This window comes from Pseudomonas segetis, from assembly GCF_900188155.1.
GTDB classification, from domain to species: Bacteria; Pseudomonadota; Gammaproteobacteria; order Pseudomonadales; family Pseudomonadaceae; genus Aquipseudomonas; species Aquipseudomonas segetis.
Map to the genome: position 1 here is coordinate 358,024 of NZ_FZOG01000001.1, position 15,886 is coordinate 373,909.

At 55.3% G+C, this 15,886-nt stretch carries 12 protein-coding genes and 3 tRNA genes; 11 read left to right on the forward strand and 4 right to left on the reverse strand.

The window, feature by feature from the left end; all coding sequences use genetic code 11:
• The first annotated feature begins 48 nt into the window (after nt 1-48).
• From CHB79_RS01710 to moaA, 8 genes are all read left to right on the forward strand, one after another.
• Complete coding sequence (locus CHB79_RS01710; RefSeq protein ID WP_089358695.1) at nt 49-1,317, forward strand: MFS transporter; 1,269 nt, start codon at nt 49-51, stop codon at nt 1,315-1,317.
• Nucleotides 1,318-1,329: 12 nt separating this feature from the next.
• Nucleotides 1,330-2,754: a NarK family nitrate/nitrite MFS transporter gene (locus CHB79_RS01715; protein ID WP_089358696.1), complete on the forward strand. Its 1,425-nt coding sequence runs from the start codon at nt 1,330-1,332 to the stop codon at nt 2,752-2,754.
• Between the two features lie 55 nt (nt 2,755-2,809).
• Nucleotides 2,810-6,577: a nitrate reductase subunit alpha gene (locus CHB79_RS01720; RefSeq protein WP_089358697.1), complete on the forward strand. Its 3,768-nt coding sequence runs from the start codon at nt 2,810-2,812 to the stop codon at nt 6,575-6,577.
• A gap of 10 nt (nt 6,578-6,587) precedes the next feature.
• Nucleotides 6,588-8,126, forward strand: coding sequence for a nitrate reductase subunit beta (gene narH, locus CHB79_RS01725; RefSeq protein WP_089358698.1), 1,539 nt, complete (start codon nt 6,588-6,590; stop codon nt 8,124-8,126).
• Nucleotides 8,127-8,128: 2 nt separating this feature from the next.
• Nucleotides 8,129-8,884 (forward strand): nitrate reductase molybdenum cofactor assembly chaperone, encoded by a 756-nt coding sequence (narJ, locus tag CHB79_RS01730; protein ID WP_089358699.1) that lies wholly within the window; start codon nt 8,129-8,131, stop codon nt 8,882-8,884.
• Nucleotides 8,877-9,557 carry a respiratory nitrate reductase subunit gamma gene (gene narI / locus CHB79_RS01735; RefSeq protein ID WP_089358700.1) on the forward strand — a complete coding sequence of 227 codons (681 nt, stop codon included), beginning with the start codon at nt 8,877-8,879 and terminating at the stop codon, nt 9,555-9,557. Before narJ ends, narI begins: the two co-directional genes overlap by 8 nt.
• A gap of 10 nt (nt 9,558-9,567) precedes the next feature.
• On the forward strand, nt 9,568-10,467 hold the full coding sequence (locus tag CHB79_RS01740; protein WP_089358701.1) for a peptidylprolyl isomerase: 900 nt from the start codon (nt 9,568-9,570) through the stop codon (nt 10,465-10,467).
• A gap of 62 nt (nt 10,468-10,529) precedes the next feature.
• Entirely contained in the window at nt 10,530-11,522 is a 993-nt protein-coding gene (moaA, locus tag CHB79_RS01745) for a GTP 3',8-cyclase MoaA (RefSeq protein WP_089358702.1), read from the forward strand.
• Nucleotides 11,523-11,681: 159 nt separating this feature from the next.
• On the opposite strand, the gene CHB79_RS01750 is transcribed toward moaA, so the two are convergent.
• From CHB79_RS01750 to CHB79_RS01760, 3 genes are all read right to left on the reverse strand, one after another.
• Nucleotides 11,682-11,758: transfer RNA gene (locus tag CHB79_RS01750), tRNA-Met, on the reverse strand.
• A 203-nt stretch (nt 11,759-11,961) separates the two neighbouring features.
• Nucleotides 11,962-12,038, reverse strand: a tRNA-Met gene (locus CHB79_RS01755).
• A gap of 120 nt (nt 12,039-12,158) precedes the next feature.
• Nucleotides 12,159-12,235, reverse strand: a tRNA-Met gene (locus CHB79_RS01760).
• Nucleotides 12,236-12,483: 248 nt separating this feature from the next.
• Between CHB79_RS01760 and CHB79_RS01765 the strand changes: the two genes are divergently transcribed.
• Complete coding sequence (locus CHB79_RS01765) at nt 12,484-12,693, forward strand: hypothetical protein (RefSeq protein ID WP_089358703.1); 210 nt, start codon at nt 12,484-12,486, stop codon at nt 12,691-12,693.
• Between the two features lie 14 nt (nt 12,694-12,707).
• Here CHB79_RS01765 and CHB79_RS01770 read toward each other — a convergent pair whose 3' ends face one another.
• Complete coding sequence (locus CHB79_RS01770) at nt 12,708-13,445, reverse strand: GntR family transcriptional regulator (RefSeq protein WP_089358704.1); 738 nt, start codon at nt 13,443-13,445, stop codon at nt 12,708-12,710.
• 218 nt (nt 13,446-13,663) lie between these two features.
• Here CHB79_RS01770 and CHB79_RS01775 point away from each other — a divergent pair, with 218 nt between their 5' ends.
• Both CHB79_RS01775 and CHB79_RS01780 read left to right on the forward strand, forming a co-directional pair.
• Complete coding sequence (locus CHB79_RS01775; RefSeq protein WP_089358705.1) at nt 13,664-14,488, forward strand: amidohydrolase family protein; 825 nt, start codon at nt 13,664-13,666, stop codon at nt 14,486-14,488.
• A gap of 34 nt (nt 14,489-14,522) precedes the next feature.
• Complete coding sequence (locus CHB79_RS01780; protein ID WP_217898850.1) at nt 14,523-15,821, forward strand: SLC13 family permease; 1,299 nt, start codon at nt 14,523-14,525, stop codon at nt 15,819-15,821.
• Nucleotides 15,822-15,886: the final 65 nt, after the last annotated feature.

Genomic DNA, 15,886 nt, shown 5'->3' on the forward strand with positions numbered 1-15,886 from the left:
TGCCATCAATATTTAGTCTGCAATGACCGTTCGTTATGTAGACATCTGATGACAAGCTTAAAAACCCAGCAGAATCTCGTACTCGCAATGAGTACCTTTGCCTTCACCATCTGTTTCATGATCTGGATGATGTTTGCGGTCCTTGGCGTACCGGTCAAAGAGATGCTGCATCTGAGCGAGACGCAGTTTGGCCTGCTCGCTTCAACCCCGGTTCTTACCGGATCGCTGGTGCGCTTGCCGCTGGGTTTGTTGGCCGATCGTTTTGGCGGGCGGCTGGTGTTCTTCGTGCTGATGCTGGTGTGCGTGCTGCCCATCTATCTCATCAGCCATGCCACCGAGTACTGGCAGTTTTTGCTGCTGGGATTATTTGTCGGGCTGGCAGGTGGCTCGTTTTCGGTAGGGATTGCCTACGTCGCAAAATGGTTTGAGGCCTCTACCCAAGGTTTCGCCATGGGCCTGTTTGGCGCTGGCAACGCAGGCGCGGCGCTGACCAAGTTCCTGGCACCTGCAATCATTGCTGCTGCAAGCTGGCAGATGGTGCCGAAAGTCTATTCGGCCATCATGTTTGTCACCGCCTTGTTGTTTTGGTTTTTGACCTTTGACAACAAGGCCCACCATGTCGCCAGTAGCGTCCCTCTGCGCACGCAATTGCGCTCACTCAAAGACCCCCGTGTTTGGCGCTACTGCCAGTATTACTCGATCGTGTTCGGCGGTTACGTGGCGCTGGCGCTGTGGATGACAGAATATTATGTCAACGAATACGGCTTCAGTTTGCAGCGTGCGGCGCTGTTCGCTGCCTGCTTTTCGCTGCCGGGCGGAATCCTGCGCGCCGTGGGTGGCTGGATGTCCGATAAGTGGGGCGCTCACAGCGTTACCTGGTGGGTGTTGTGGGTCAGTTGGATCTGCCTGTTTATCTTGTCTTACCCGCAAACCGATCTGACTGTGCAAACCATAAACGGCTCCTTGAGTTTCCACCTTGGGCTCAATGCATGGATGTTCACCGTGCTGATGTTTGCCCTCGGTATCGCCTTCGCATTCGGCAAGGCCTCGGTCTTCAAATACATCTCCAATGATTTTCCCAACGACATCGGCGCCGTTAGCGGCATCGTCGGCTTGGCTGGCGGCTTGGGTGGCTTTGTCCTGCCCATCTTGTTTGGCGCGCTGGTTGACCTGACGGGCGTGCGCTCGTCCTGCTTCATGTTGATGTACGGCGTGGTCTGGGTCTCCTTGATCTGGATGTACCTAAGCGAAGTACGCACAGCTCCTCTTATGGGCCAGGGCCAATCGAGCCCGGACAGCCAGCGAATTGATAGTTAAAGGACTCTCGCAATGACTACAACCCACGATTCCCCAACGGCTAGACCTGAACAGGTAAAGAAAACTGGCCCGGTCATTGACGACTGGCGCCCGGAGGACCCCGAGTTCTGGGAGCGGTGTGGCAAGCGGGTGGCCACCCGTAATCTATGGATATCGATCCCGGCGCTGCTACTGGCCTTTGCTGTCTGGATGGTTTGGAGCACGGTGATCGTGCGCCTCAATGCCATTGGCTTTAACTTCGGTACGGATCAACTGTTCTGGTTGACCGCCTTGCCCGCGCTCTCCGGTGCGACGTTCAGGGTGTTCTATTCATTCATGGTGCCGGTCTTTGGTGGTCGTCGCTGGACTGCAATCAGCACGGCTTCATTGTTGATTCCAGCCATCTGGATGGGGATCGCGGTACAAAATCCGGAGACCCCGTACAGCGTGTTCGTACTGATTGCGTTGCTCTGTGGTTTTGGTGGCGGCAACTTTGCTTCATCTATGTCCAATATCAGCTTTTTCTACCCCAAGTCACAACAAGGCACGGCGCTGGGGCTCAACGCTGGCCTGGGAAATCTCGGCGTGTCTGTCATGCAGTTCTCAGTGCCGCTGGTTATTGGTTGCAGTCTGTTTGGCGGCATCGCAGGTGCGCCGCAAGAGCTCAATGACGGTACTCAGCTATGGTTGCAGAACGCCGGTTATCTCTGGGTTCCGCTGATTGCCGTGGTCACGCTGGCGGCCTGGTTTGGCATGAATGACCTAAGCAGTGCCAAGGCTTCTTTCAAGGAACAATCGATTATTTTCAAGCGCAAGCACAACTGGATCATGTGCTGGCTTTACCTTGCGACGTTCGGCTCATTCATTGGCTTTGCCGCTGCGTTTCCGATGCTGATCAAAACCTCGTTTCCCGAGGTAAACGCCCTGCAGTTTGCCTTTCTGGGGCCATTTGTCGGAGCGTTGGTGCGCCCACTTGGCGGCTGGGTCTCCGACCGTTTGGGCGGCGCTCGGGTGACCTTCTGGAACTTCGTGCTGATGATCGCCGCGATCTTTGGGGTGCTGCACTTCTTACCGCAAGAAAACAGTCCAGGCAGTTTCTACGGCTTTCTCGCCATGTTCATGTTGCTGTTTGTCACTACCGGTATTGGTAACGGTTCGACATTCCGCATGATTCCGGTGATTTTCCGCACCCTGCATCAGCGCTGGTGTGCCGGCAAAAGTGAGGCCGAGCAGGCTTTGGCAATGCAAGAGGCCGGCAAGGAGTCTGCTGCGGTCATTGGCTTTACCTCGGCCGTAGGTGCATTCGGTGGTTTCTTTATTCCAATTGCCTTCGCCACTTCGATGGCCGAGTCGGGTCGTCCTGAAGTCGCCATGTACATCTTCATCAGCTACTACCTGAGTTGCATTGCCGTGACCTGGTGGTGGTACTCGCGCAAGGGTGCACAGACACCTTGCTAACGCCCAGCCGGTATATCGCACGGGCGTTCCGCGCCTAACCTGAGAGGAATGATAAATGAGTCACTTACTTGATCAATTGCGGTTTTTCAAACGCAAGCAGGGTGAATTCGCCAAGGGTCACGGTGAAACACGCAAGGAGTCCCGTGATTGGGAAGACGTTTACCGTGCGCGCTGGCAGTACGACAAAATCGTGCGTTCCACCCACGGGGTCAACTGCACTGGATCTTGCTCCTGGAAGATTTACGTCAAGAATGGCTTGATCACCTGGGAAACACAGCAGACCGATTACCCGCGCACGCGTAATGACCTGCCCAACCATGAACCGCGTGGATGCCCGCGTGGCGCCAGCTACAGCTGGTATATCTACAGCGCCAACCGGCTCAAGTATCCGAAGGTGCGCAAGCCGCTGCTGAAACTATGGCGTGAAGCGCGCAGGCACTTGGAACCAGTCGAGGCCTGGGCCAGTATCGTTGAGGACCCGGTAAAGGCCGAAAGCTACAAGAGCAAGCGTGGCATGGGTGGCTTCATTCGTTCGCACTGGGATGAAGTGAATGAAATCATTGCTGCCGCCAACGTCTACACCACCAAGCAATACGGTCCAGATCGGGTGGTTGGCTTTTCACCGATCCCGGCGATGTCAATGGTCAGCTATGCCGCCGGTGCGCGCTACTTGTCGATGATTGGCGGTGTCTGCCTGAGCTTTTATGACTGGTACTGCGATTTACCTCCAGCCTCGCCGCAGGTGTGGGGCGAGCAAACCGATGTGCCGGAGTCGGCGGACTGGTACAACTCCAACTACATCATCGCCTGGGGTTCGAACGTTCCGCAGACACGCACGCCGGATGCCCACTTCTTTACCGAGGTTCGATACAAAGGCACCAAAACGGTAGCCATTACTCCGGATTATGCCGAGGTCGCCAAGCTCACCGACCAGTGGCTGAACCCTAAGCAAGGCACCGATGCGGCGCTGGCGCAGGCCTTTGCCCATGTAATCTTCAAAGAATTTCATCTGGAAAAGCCCAGTGCTTACTTCACTGACTACGCCAAGCGCTATACCGATATGCCAGTGCTGGTGCTGCTTGAAGACAAAGGCGATAGCTACCACGCCGGGCGATTCCTGCGGGCATCGGATCTGGCCGACAATCTGGGCCAGGCAAACAATCCCGACTGGAAGACCATCGCCATGGATTCCAGTGGCGAGTTGGTGTCGCCCCAGGGTGCCATTGGTTATCGCTGGGGTGAGAAGGGCAAGTGGAATATTGAGGCCCGTGAAGGCGGCAGCGGCCGCGAGGTTGATCTCAAGTTGAGCCTGATCGACAACGAGCAAACCTGTGAAGTCGCTTTCCCCTATTTTGGCAGCCAGACCCACGCACATTTCCAGCATGCCGAGGGTGAAGAGGTCCAACTGCGCCGCGTACCTACACAGAGCATCACGCTGGCAGACGGCAGCTCTGCAAAAGTTGCCACCGTGTTTGATTTGATGGCAGCGAACCTGGGTATCGATCGTGGCCTGGGCGGCAGTAATGTGGCCAGCAACTATGATGATCCAAGCGTACCCGGCACGCCCGCCTGGCAAGAGCAGATCACAGGCGTTAGCCGCGAGAAAGCCATCCAGATTGCCCGTGAGTTTGCGGATAACGCCGACAAGACCAAGGGACGCTCGATGATTATCGTCGGTGCGGCGATGAACCATTGGTATCACATGGACATGAACTACCGCGGGCTGATCAACATGCTCATGCTCTGCGGTTGCGTGGGGCAAACCGGGGGGGGCTGGGCGCACTATGTCGGCCAGGAAAAACTGCGTCCGCAGTGTGGCTGGCTGCCGCTGGCCTTCGGTCTCGACTGGAGTCGTCCGCCACGGCAGATGAATGGTACCAGCTTCTTCTACAACCACAGTTCGCAGTGGCGCCACGAGAAGCTCAACATGCACGAAGTGCTGTCGCCCTTGGCGGATAAATCCCAGTTCTCCGAGCATGCACTGGATTACAACATCCAGGCTGAACGTGGTGGCTGGTTGCCAAGTGCGCCGCAGCTTAACCGCAACCCTTTGCAGATCACCCGTGATGCGGCGGCCGCGGGCATGTCTCCAGTGGACTATGTCACTCAGTCTCTCAAGGACGGCAGTTTGCGCTTTGCCTGCGAGCAACCCGATAACCCAGATAACTTCCCGCGCAACATGTTTATCTGGCGCTCCAACTTGCTGGGCTCATCCGGCAAGGGCCACGAGTACATGCTCAAGTACCTGCTGGGCACCAGGAACGGGGTGATGAACGAAGACATCGGCAAGCTCGGAAAAGCCATTCCCAACGAAGTGGAGTGGGTAGAAGAAGGAGCCATCGGCAAGCTCGATCTGGTGACCACGCTTGATTTCCGCATGTCCTCAACCTGCGTCTATTCGGACATCGTGTTGCCAACGGCAACCTGGTACGAGAAGGACGACATGAATACGTCGGACATGCATCCCTTTATTCATCCATTGTCCGCCGCCATTGACCCCGCGTGGGAATCACGTTCCGACTGGGAGATCTACAAGGGCATTGCCAAGCACTTTTCAAAAATGGCCGAAGGTCATCTCGGGGTCGAGCACGACCTGGTCACAGTGCCGCTGCTGCATGACACACCGGGAGAGCTGGCCCAGCCATACGGTGGCACGGACTGGAAGAGCGCCGGGGAAGACCCCGTGCCCGGCAAGAACTGCCCGAACATGGTAGTGGTCGAGCGCGACTATCCCAATATCTACAAGCAGTTCACTTCGCTGGGGCCGTTGCTGGACAAGCTCGGCAATGGCGGCAAGGGGATCAATTGGAATACTCAGCATGAAGTCGATTTTCTTGCCGAGCTAAACCATCGTGTGACCGACGAGGGCGTCAGCAAAGGTCGGCCACGAATTGAAAGCGCGATCGATGCAGCCGAGGTCATTCTCTCGCTTGCCCCAGAAACCAATGGCCACGTGGCCGTTAAAGCCTGGGCAGCGCTCTCGGAGTTTACCGGTCTGGACCATACGCATCTGGCCAAGTCCAAGGCGCATGAAACCATTCGTTTTCGCGATATCCAGGCCCAGCCGCGCAAGATTATCTCCAGCCCGACCTGGTCCGGCCTGGAAGATGAGAAGGTCAGTTATAACGCCGGTTACACCAACGTCCATGAGTTTATTCCCTGGCGCACCATTACCGGTCGCCAGCAGTTCTTCCAAGATCACCCGTGGATGGAGGCTTTTGGCGAACAGATGATGAGTTACCGGCCACCTGTGAACACGCGCACCATCGATTTCGTGAAAGGCAAGCAGCCCAATGGCAATACCGAGATTGTCCTGAACTGGATTACTCCGCACCAGAAATGGGGGATTCACAGCACCTATACCGACAACTTGCTGATGCTGACGCTGAGTCGCGGCGGGCCAATTATCTGGCTGTCTGAAGACGATGCGAGAAGTGCCGGCATTGTCGATAACGACTGGGTTGAGTGTTTCAACGCCAATGGCGCGGTGACCGCCCGTGCAGTGGTTAGCCAGCGGGTTAAAAACGGCATGGTGATGATGTATCACGCCCAGGAGCGGATCGTGAACCTGCCGGGTTCCGAGACGACCAAGACCCGTGGCGGTCATCACAACTCGGTGACTCGCGTGGTACTCAAGCCAACGCACATGATTGGTGGCTACGCCCAGCAGTCGTATGGCTTCAACTACTACGGCACCGTCGGTTGCAACCGCGACGAGTTTGTTGTGGTGCGCAAAATGAACAAGGTCGACTGGCTCGACGGAACCGATGTGGGTGGTTTAGGTGGTGATGCGCTGCCACAACCATTGCCACAGACTATTTGAGGTAGTTGCCATGAAGATTCGCTCACAAGTTGGCATGGTGTTGAACCTGGACAAATGCATCGGTTGCCACACCTGTTCGGTCACCTGCAAGAACGTCTGGACCAGCCGGGAAGGCATGGAATACGCCTGGTTCAATAACGTCGAAACCAAGCCCGGCATCGGTTATCCCAAGGAGTGGGAAAACCAGGACAAGTGGAAAGGCGGCTGGGTGCGCAACGCCGATGGCTCGATCAACCCGAAAATCGGAGGCAAGTTCAGGGTTCTGGCAAATATCTTCGCCAACCCGGACCTGCCGGTCATTGACGACTATTACGAACCCTTTGATTTCGATTACCAGCATCTGCATACCGCTCCCCTCGGGGCGCATCAACCTGTCGCCCGCCCACGTTCGGTAATAAGCGGCAAGCGCATGGAGAAGATCGAGTGGGGGCCAAACTGGGAAGAACTGCTGGGCACAGAATTTACCAAGCGACGTAAAGACAAAAACTTCGACAAAATCCAGGCGGACATTTATGGCGAGTATGAAAATACCTTCATGATGTACCTGCCGCGCCTGTGCGAGCATTGCCTCAACCCAGCCTGTGCGGCGTCGTGCCCAAGCGGTGCGATCTACAAGCGTGAGGAAGACGGCATTGTCCTGATTGATCAGGAAAAATGCCGTGGCTGGCGGATGTGCATCAGCGGCTGCCCGTACAAGAAGATTTATTACAACTGGAAGAGTGGTAAATCGGAGAAATGCATTTTCTGCTACCCGCGTATCGAAGCTGGCATGCCGACTGTGTGTTCCGAAACCTGTGTTGGGCGCATTCGTTACCTTGGGGTTTTGCTGTACGACGCTGATCGAATTGCCGAGGTTGCGAGTAGAGCCAGTGAACAAGACCTCTATGAAAAGCAGCTTGAGATCTTTCTCGATCCCAATGATCCCGCAGTGATCAAGCAGGCGCTGGCTGATGGGGTGCCCATGTCGGTGATCGAGTCTGCGCAGAAGTCTCCAGTGTACAAAATGGCTGTGGGCTGGAAGCTGGCGTTACCGCTACATCCTGAATACCGTACCTTGCCGATGGTTTGGTATGTGCCGCCACTTTCACCTATCCAGAACGCCGCCCAAGCCGGCCAGATTGCTATGGAAGGTGTCTTGCCGGATGTCGATAGCCTACGTATTCCTTTGCGTTACCTGGCGAACCTGCTCACGGCTGGTGATGAAAAGCCGGTCAAGCTGGCCCTTAAGCGTCTACTTGCGATGCGTGCTTATAAACGTGCCCAGCAAGTGGATGGCATACGTGATCTGAAAGTGCTTGAAGATGTGGGCTTGACTGAGCTGCAGGTTGAGGAGATGTACCGCTATCTGGCCATTGCGAATTACGAAGACCGTTATGTGATCCCTTCTGCGCACCGCGAGGAAGCCATGAGCGATGCATTTGCCCAGCGCTCTGGCTGTGGATTCAGCTTTGGCAGCGGTTGCAATGGCAGCTCGGACAGCAACATCTTTGGGGCCAAGAAGGCGAACAAGCGCGACATCCTCAAAACCGTACAAATTTGGGAGCAATGAGCATGCAAATACTCAAGGTTATCTCTTTGCTCCTGGACTATCCCACCGAGCAACTGGTGCAGGCCCGAGCGGAGTTGAGTGGAGCGATCAACGCCGCCCGTGAGATCAGTCCCGAGCAACGCCGTGCCCTACAAGGATTGCTTGGGGATATAACAACCGGTGACCTGATGGACAGCCAGGAGCATTACAGCGGGCTGTTTGGACGTGGTCGTTCGTTGTCGCTGTTGTTGTTCGAGCATGTGCATGGCGAGTCAAGAGATCGCGGCCAGGCGATGGTCGACATGATGGCGCAATACGAAGCTGCCGGTTTTTCCATCGGTGTCAAAGAATTGCCCGATTATATCCCGCTCTACCTCGAGTACCTCTCGACCCGAGATGATCTCGACGCCCGCGAAGGGCTGGCGGATATCGCGCATTTGCTGACGCTGCTGGCTGCGCGTCTGGATGAGCGTGAAAGCAGTTATGCCAGTTGCATGCGTGCCTTGCTGCAAATCGCAGGCAAGGAGCCTGTCAGCGCTGTGGCCACGGTCCGTGAACAGGTTGCCACAGAAGTCCGTGACGATTCACTGGAGGCGCTGGACAAGGTTTGGGAAGAGGAGGCAGTGGACTTCCTCCAGGCCCAGCAGCAGGACCGGTGCGCCAGCCAGGCCACAGGGCCAGGCAAAGTGCGAGAAGAGTTGCCGGTGCCTTTGCATTGGGTCGATTTCAAGACTGATGAGCAGAGCAAGGCTCAGTTTCGGGAGGTGCAGGATGTCTAACACTAATTTGCTGTTGTTCGGGGTTTACCCCTATGTCGCCCTGGCTATTTGCCTGATTGGCAGTTGGGCGCGGTTTGACTTGTCGCAGTACACCTGGAAAACCGGTTCCAGCCAAATGCTCAGCAACAAGGGGATGCGGGTCGCGAGCAATATGTTCCATGTTGGCATCCTGTTTGTCCTGGCTGGCCACTTTGTCGGCCTGCTGACACCGCCAGCGCTGTATCACATGGTTATCAGTACTGAAAACAAACAGTTGCTGGCCATGGTTTCAGGCGGCATTTTTGGTCTGATTTGTCTTGTCGGCTTGCTGATGCTGATCAAGCGACGCCTCACCGACCCGCGTGTACGGGCCAGCTCGAGCTTCTCTGATGTGATGATTCTGTTGGTGTTGCTGGTGCAGTTGCTGCTTGGCCTGGGCACTATTTTCGCTTCCACCGCACACCTCGATGGCTCGGTAATGATCATGCTTGGTAACTGGGCGCAAGCCTTGGTGACGCTGCAACCTGTGGTGGCCGCCAACAGCATTGAAGGGGTTTCGCTGGTGTACAAGCTGCATGTGTTTCTGGGCATGACTTTATTTGTACTCTTTCCCTTTACTCGCCTGGTGCATGTGGTCAGCGCTCCCGTCTGGTATCTGGGCCGTCGCTATCAAATCGTGCGCCAGAAAGGTTGATGGAGTTGCCATGAACAGTGAACACAACCCCGCACATGGCGGATGCTCCTGTGATTCGCATCACCCGGCCCGCCAAGATGACGGCGCTATTCGAGACGAGCCCCTGGAGTTAATCGCCAGTAGCGAGCAGCAGTGGCCGAGGATCAAGGTCAACGGCGTGGCTATAGCGCAAGAAAAAATTGCTCAGGAAATGCAATATCACTCGGCGGCTACGCCAGACGAAGCCATTTTCTTGGCAAGCCAGGCTCTGGTCATCCGCGAACTCTTGCTTCAGCGCGTCAAGGCGCTGGATTTAACGGTCAAGCCCCAAGGCGGTGAAACAGAGGAGGAAGCGCAGATCAGCGCCTTGATTGAGCGTGAAGTTGATCTGCCACGTGCTGATGAGCAGGCGTGCCAGCAGTATTTCGAGAATAACCGTAAACGTTACTCCAGCGCACCGTTACTGGCTGTCCGGCATATATTGCTGGCCGCGGAGGGTGACGATGCCATGGCTAGAAGTGTGGCTCGTGAGCAAGCGCAGGGCTTGATCGAACGGTTGCAGGCTGATCCTCAATGCTTTGCCGAACTGGCCATGGCGCATTCCGATTGCCCTTCGAAGCAGCAGGGAGGCGCGCTGGGCCAGATCAGCAAAGGGCAGACAGTTCCTGAGTTTGAACGGCAACTGTTTCGCTCGCAGCCAGGCTTGGTGACACAACCCGTCGAAAGTCGCTACGGTTACCATGTCGTCTGGGTAGACCAGCGTATTGAGGGCCAGTTATTGCCCTATACTGCAGTAGCCGGTTCTATTCGTGCCGAACTTGATCAACGTGTCTGGCAAGTGGCATTGGTGCAGTACGTTAAAGGGCTTGTCGGCCAGGCGGATATCCAGGGGATCGTTCTCGAAGGAGCGGATTCCCCTCTGGTTCAATAGCATTTAAGCTGTAAACGGGCCTGTAATGTCCCGGCTCAACGCGGCACAAGTTAGGAGTGGTTATGCACAGTAACTTGCAGGACGGATTCGGTCGTCGTATCGATTACCTGCGTATGTCGGTGACCGATCGCTGTGACTTTCGGTGTGTGTACTGCATGGCCGAAGAAATGACCTTTCTGCCGCGCCAGCAAATTCTCTCGCTCGAAGAGCTTTACCGGCTGGCGGCGTTGTTTGTCGGCCAGGGCGTCAAGAAGATCCGTCTCACTGGCGGCGAGCCATTGGTGCGCAAGGGCATTGTCGGCCTGTGCGAGCAAATTGCCGCTCTGCCAGGTCTGCGTGAACTGGTAATGACCACCAACGGCTCGCAATTGGTCAAGCTGGCCAGGCCGCTTGCCGAGGCGGGGGTCAAGCGCTTGAACATCAGCCTGGATAGCCTGCAGGCTGATAAATTCCGTGCCATTACCCGCACCGGTGAACTCAAGCAGGTGCTTGATGGCATCGAGGCGGCGCGAGATGCCGGCTTTGAGAGCATCAAGCTCAACACTGTGGCAATGGCCGGGCGCAATGCCGACGAGGTGTTGGACCTGGTCGAGTACGCCATGGCGCGCGACCTGGATATTACCTTTATCGAGGAAATGCCATTGGGGGACGTGGGCCGTTCCCGTGGCGAGAGTTTTTTCTCCAGTGACCAGGTGCGTGCGCTCATTGCCCAGCACTATTCAATTATCGACAGTGCCGAGCAAAGCGGTGGTCCGGCCCGGTATATTCGGCTGGAGGGGCATGACAAAAGCCGCGTTGGTTTTATCTCGCCGCATTCGCATAACTTCTGTGCCACTTGTAATCGCGTGCGCCTGACCGTGGAAGGGCGTTTGCTGCTCTGCCTGGGGCATGAAAACTCAGTGGATCTGCGCGCGCTGTTACGTCGTTACCCTGAAACCGACAAGCCTTTGTTGGACGCTGTTGCCGCAGGCATGCAGCGCAAGCCCGAGCGGCATGAGTTCAGCCACGATGACCAGATTCAAGTGGTGCGCTTTATGAATGCCACGGGAGGCTAAAGCCCGATTCGCTTAGCACAAAGGCCGCAAAGGCGGCCTTGGTGGTTTTTGCAGGCCCAGCAACGACGCTCAGCTATCTCTAGAAACTCTGGCGTTTAAAGGGATTGGCAAACAGACAGGCACAAAAAAGGCCACTCGATTGAGTGGCCTTTATATGTTTGGTTGCGGGAGCCGGATTTGAACCGACGACCTTCGGGTTATGAGCCCGACGAGCTACCAGACTGCTCCATCCCGCGGCCGCCATTCTATCTATCTGAGGCTCAGTGTCAAACCTAATCTGAAATAAAACTGTTTTCTGTTCAGTTGCTTAGGCTAGATCAGCGGCTGGGTTGGCAAATACAGGAAGAGGCAGAGGAGGGCGCGACAGCGCTTGGCTACAAACAAGGCACACAGCAAAAGGCCCCGGCAGTTTTCACTGTCGAGGCCTTATGCATGAATCTGGTTGCGGGAGCCGGATTTGAACCGACGACCTTCGGGTTATGAGCCCGACGAGCTACCAGACTGCTCCATCCCGCGCCGGCCATTCTATAGAGATGAAAGATTCTGTCAATCTATTTCTGCTTTTTAATCAATTAGTTAAATCGTAAATAATGCAGATACAAAAAAGGCCACTCGATTGAGTGGCCTTTATATTTTTGGTTGCGGGAGCCGGATTTGAACCGACGACCTTCGGGTTATGAGCCCGACGAGCTACCAGACTGCTCCATCCCGCGGCCGCCATTCTATCGCCTGAAACGCTGCGGTCAACCACCAAACTCAGAAAAAACTGCTGTTTGTTCAATTGCTTAGCGATTATCGCTAAGCGCGTTAGAGCTACAGCCCTTGTGTGCTGCAGCTTTGCGCGCTTTTATGGCAGTTCATCGGACTGTCATGAAAATAGAGCGTTATCGACTTATTGCAATGACCTAGCTCTGCCACTGGGTGTTGCGCTAGAGTCCGTCATATTTTTCGCGAGGTGGTCATGGCCCATACATGTAAAGACTGCGGTACAGCCGTTGCGGCAACAGATAAAAAATGCCCTGCCTGTGGTGCAGAGCTGGCGGCTAAACCCAAGTTATTGCCCATCGCCGCTTTTATGCTGATTGTGATTTTGGTGATCCAGGCCTATATGGATAAGCCAGAGAACAAGGAGCCTGCAGCAACCGAACCGGCCAAGGCAGCGAGCCAATAACCGCTGCATCTGGCTTATGAAATCTCGATCTGGTAACGAAAGGTATCAGCCGCGCCCCTGGATATGCGGTATTCAAGCGGGGTGTTGTCGTAGCTCAGGGCTGTTCGCTCAATGACCACAACCGGTTTGCCGCTGTCGATCCCGAGTGCGGCGCTGGTTTGTGCGTCCGCCAACTCCACGGTCAGGGTTTCCTTGGCCGATGCCACCAACTGCCCACACTGTTGCTCATAGAATGGGTAGAGCAGGTTGCCGAAATCCTGCGGGTCTACCTCAAGCAACTTGGCGAAGCGTGAGGCGGGTAGCCAGATCACCTCGGTAAAAATCGCCCGCTCGCCGCTCGTCCTGACACGTTGCATGCGGATGACTGTATCCGACGCGCTGAGTTTGAGTGCATTAATCACTGTTTGCGGGGCGGGTTCGAGGCCGAGGGTGACAATCCGGCTTTGTGGAACCTGATGTTCGCCCGAACTGTTGGTTTGCCGGAAGAAACGAAAGAGCGAAGAGTTGAAATCTGGCCTGCGGACATAGGTGCCGCGGCCTTGGCTGCGTTGCAGCAAACCATCAACAACCAGCGTGTCGACGGCCTTTCTGACCGTACCGATCGCTACGTTGTAGGTTTTGGTGAGTTCTGCCTCTGTCGGGATTGGCTCTCCCGGACGCCATTCGCCAGAGGCTATCTTCGCAAGAATTTCGTCGCGCAGCCTTTGGTAGAGCGGTAAGCGCTGATCTGAGCCAAGTTTTAACCCATTCATACATAGATCCAGACGATTTTTCCTGTGCCTACTTTAGCACTGACCAGTGACATCTGAGCCTTGTTGACAGTTGTCTTTGCTATATATATGGTCGTCCATTCATATATATGAATGTATGAATAAGTAAAAATGCCTGAATGGCGCGCCATGAGTCTTCTGGAAAAATCGCAGTGGTTTTTCAGGGATTCACCAAGAACAATCGGCCAAGGTAACGACCTATGACCTCTTCACAACTGTCTGGCATCGACACGCACGCGCACATCTTTAGCCGTGATCTGCCGCTGGCTTCCGGCCGGCGCTATAACCCCGACTACGACGCGCTGGTCGAGCAATACTTGGCATTGCTCGAGAGTTGCGGCTTGGCCCATGGCGTGCTGGTGCAACCCAGTTTTCTCGGTACGGACAACAGTTTTATGCTCGCCGCGCTGGATAAGTATCCTGAGCGCCTGCGCGGTATTGCCGTGGTCATGCCGAGCATCAGTGCCGATGAACTGGGTCGCCTGGCTGCATCTGGCGTGGTTGGCGTTCGTTTGAATCTGGTCGGCCAGCAGTTGGAAGACTACTCAACTGATTGCTGGCAGGCTTTTTTCCAGCGAGTCGCCGCGTTGGGCTGGTCGGTTGAAATACAGCGCCGCATTGAGGACTTGGCGCAGATACTGCCAGCAATACTGCAAAGCGGTGTCAATGTGGTGATTGACCACTTTGGCTTGCCCCGTGGCGGCATCGATCCACAGCTGGCAAGCCACAAGGCCTTTCTCGAATTACTTGCCAATCAACAGGTGTGGCTCAAGCTTTCGGCACCTTATCGCAGTGATTTAACCGCGGAGCAGGGTGCGGGTGTGTTCGAGTTGTTGCGCGCTGCCAGTGGCGGGGTTGAACGCATGCTTTGGGGCAGCGACTGGCCCCATACCCAGTTCGAGAACTCGACCAGCTACCACGAGCAGTTCCAGGGCATCCAAGCGCTGCTGGGCGATCCGCTTGAGTGGCAAAAAGTCATGTGCGCAAACCCTTCGCAGCTTTTTAAGTTCGCGAACACTATCTAACGCATTACAAGAATAATTGGCGGGTCTGAAAATGATGAGTTTGATCGTGATCGCGGCAATCGTGATCTCCATAGCCTTGGGTTATAAAACCAAGATCAACATTGGCTTGTTTGCCATTGCCTTTTCCTATCTGATTGGTTGCTTTGTGATGGGCCTGAGCCCCTCGGATGTGATCAAGATGTGGCCGCTGAAGATGTTCTTTATCATCTTCTCGGTATGCCTGTTCTACAGCTTTGCGATTGTTAACGGCACCTTGGAAAAGCTGGCTGAGCACCTGCTCTACAGCTGTCGCAAATTCCCGCACTTGCTGCCCTATGCGGTTTTCCTGACCTCGGCGCTGATTGCCGGTCTTGGCGCGGGTTATTACACGGTGCTGGCGTTCATGGCGCCACTGACCCTGATGCTGTGTGAGCGCACGCGCATGAGCCTGATTCTTGGCGCTATGGCGGTGAATTATGGGGCTTTGGGCGGTGCAAACTTTGTCTCGAGCCAAAGCGGTATTATTTTCCGCAGCCTGATGACCAACTCCGGTATTGCCGAGAACACGGCATTTATTAATAGTTTTGCTATTTTCCTCAGCACTTTTGTCATTCCACTGCTCGTGATCAGCGGCTTTGTACTCTTTACCGGGCACAAGAAGTTGATGCAAAGCTCTACCTACACCATCAGCCAACCCAGTGCGCTGAACAAGCAACAGAAAACCACCCTGTTGCTGACGATCGTGATGATGGCGCTGGTGCTGGTTGCACCTATTGCACAGATCGTACTGCCGGATCATCCAACTGTCGCATTCATCAACTCGAAAATGGACATAGGCCTGATTGCCAGTGTGTTCGCGGTTATCGCGCTGCTGCTCAAGCTGGGCGATGAGCGCAAGGCAATGGCGACCGTGCCTTGGGCAACGCTGGTGATGATCTGTGGCGTTGGCATGCTGATCGCGATTGCTATCAAGGTCGGCACCATTGACCTGCTGGCGTCATGGATTGGTACTTCGATTCCACCTGTCATGGTGCCGGTGGCATTTGGCGTAGTCGCGGCGTTGATGTCGTTGTTCGCCAGCACCTTGGGCGTTGTAACTCCAGCCTTGTTCCCGATTGTGCCGCCAATTGCCGCTGCGTTGGGCATTGATCCGCTGGTGATATTCGTGTGCATCGTGGTGGGTGCGCAAGCGACTTCAATCTCGCCGTTTTCCTCTGGCGGTAGCCTGTTGCTGGGCTCGTGCCCGACCGAGCAGAGCCGTTCCGAGTTTTTCCCCAAGCTGTTGTTACGTGCTGCGCCCCTGGGGTTTGCCGTTGCGTTGATCTTCAATATTGTCCTGACGCTGGTTTACTAGGCTGCCGCAGGGCTTTGTTACTTATTCGATTGGCTGATAACTAATCCAGGGGTGCCGATACCGGC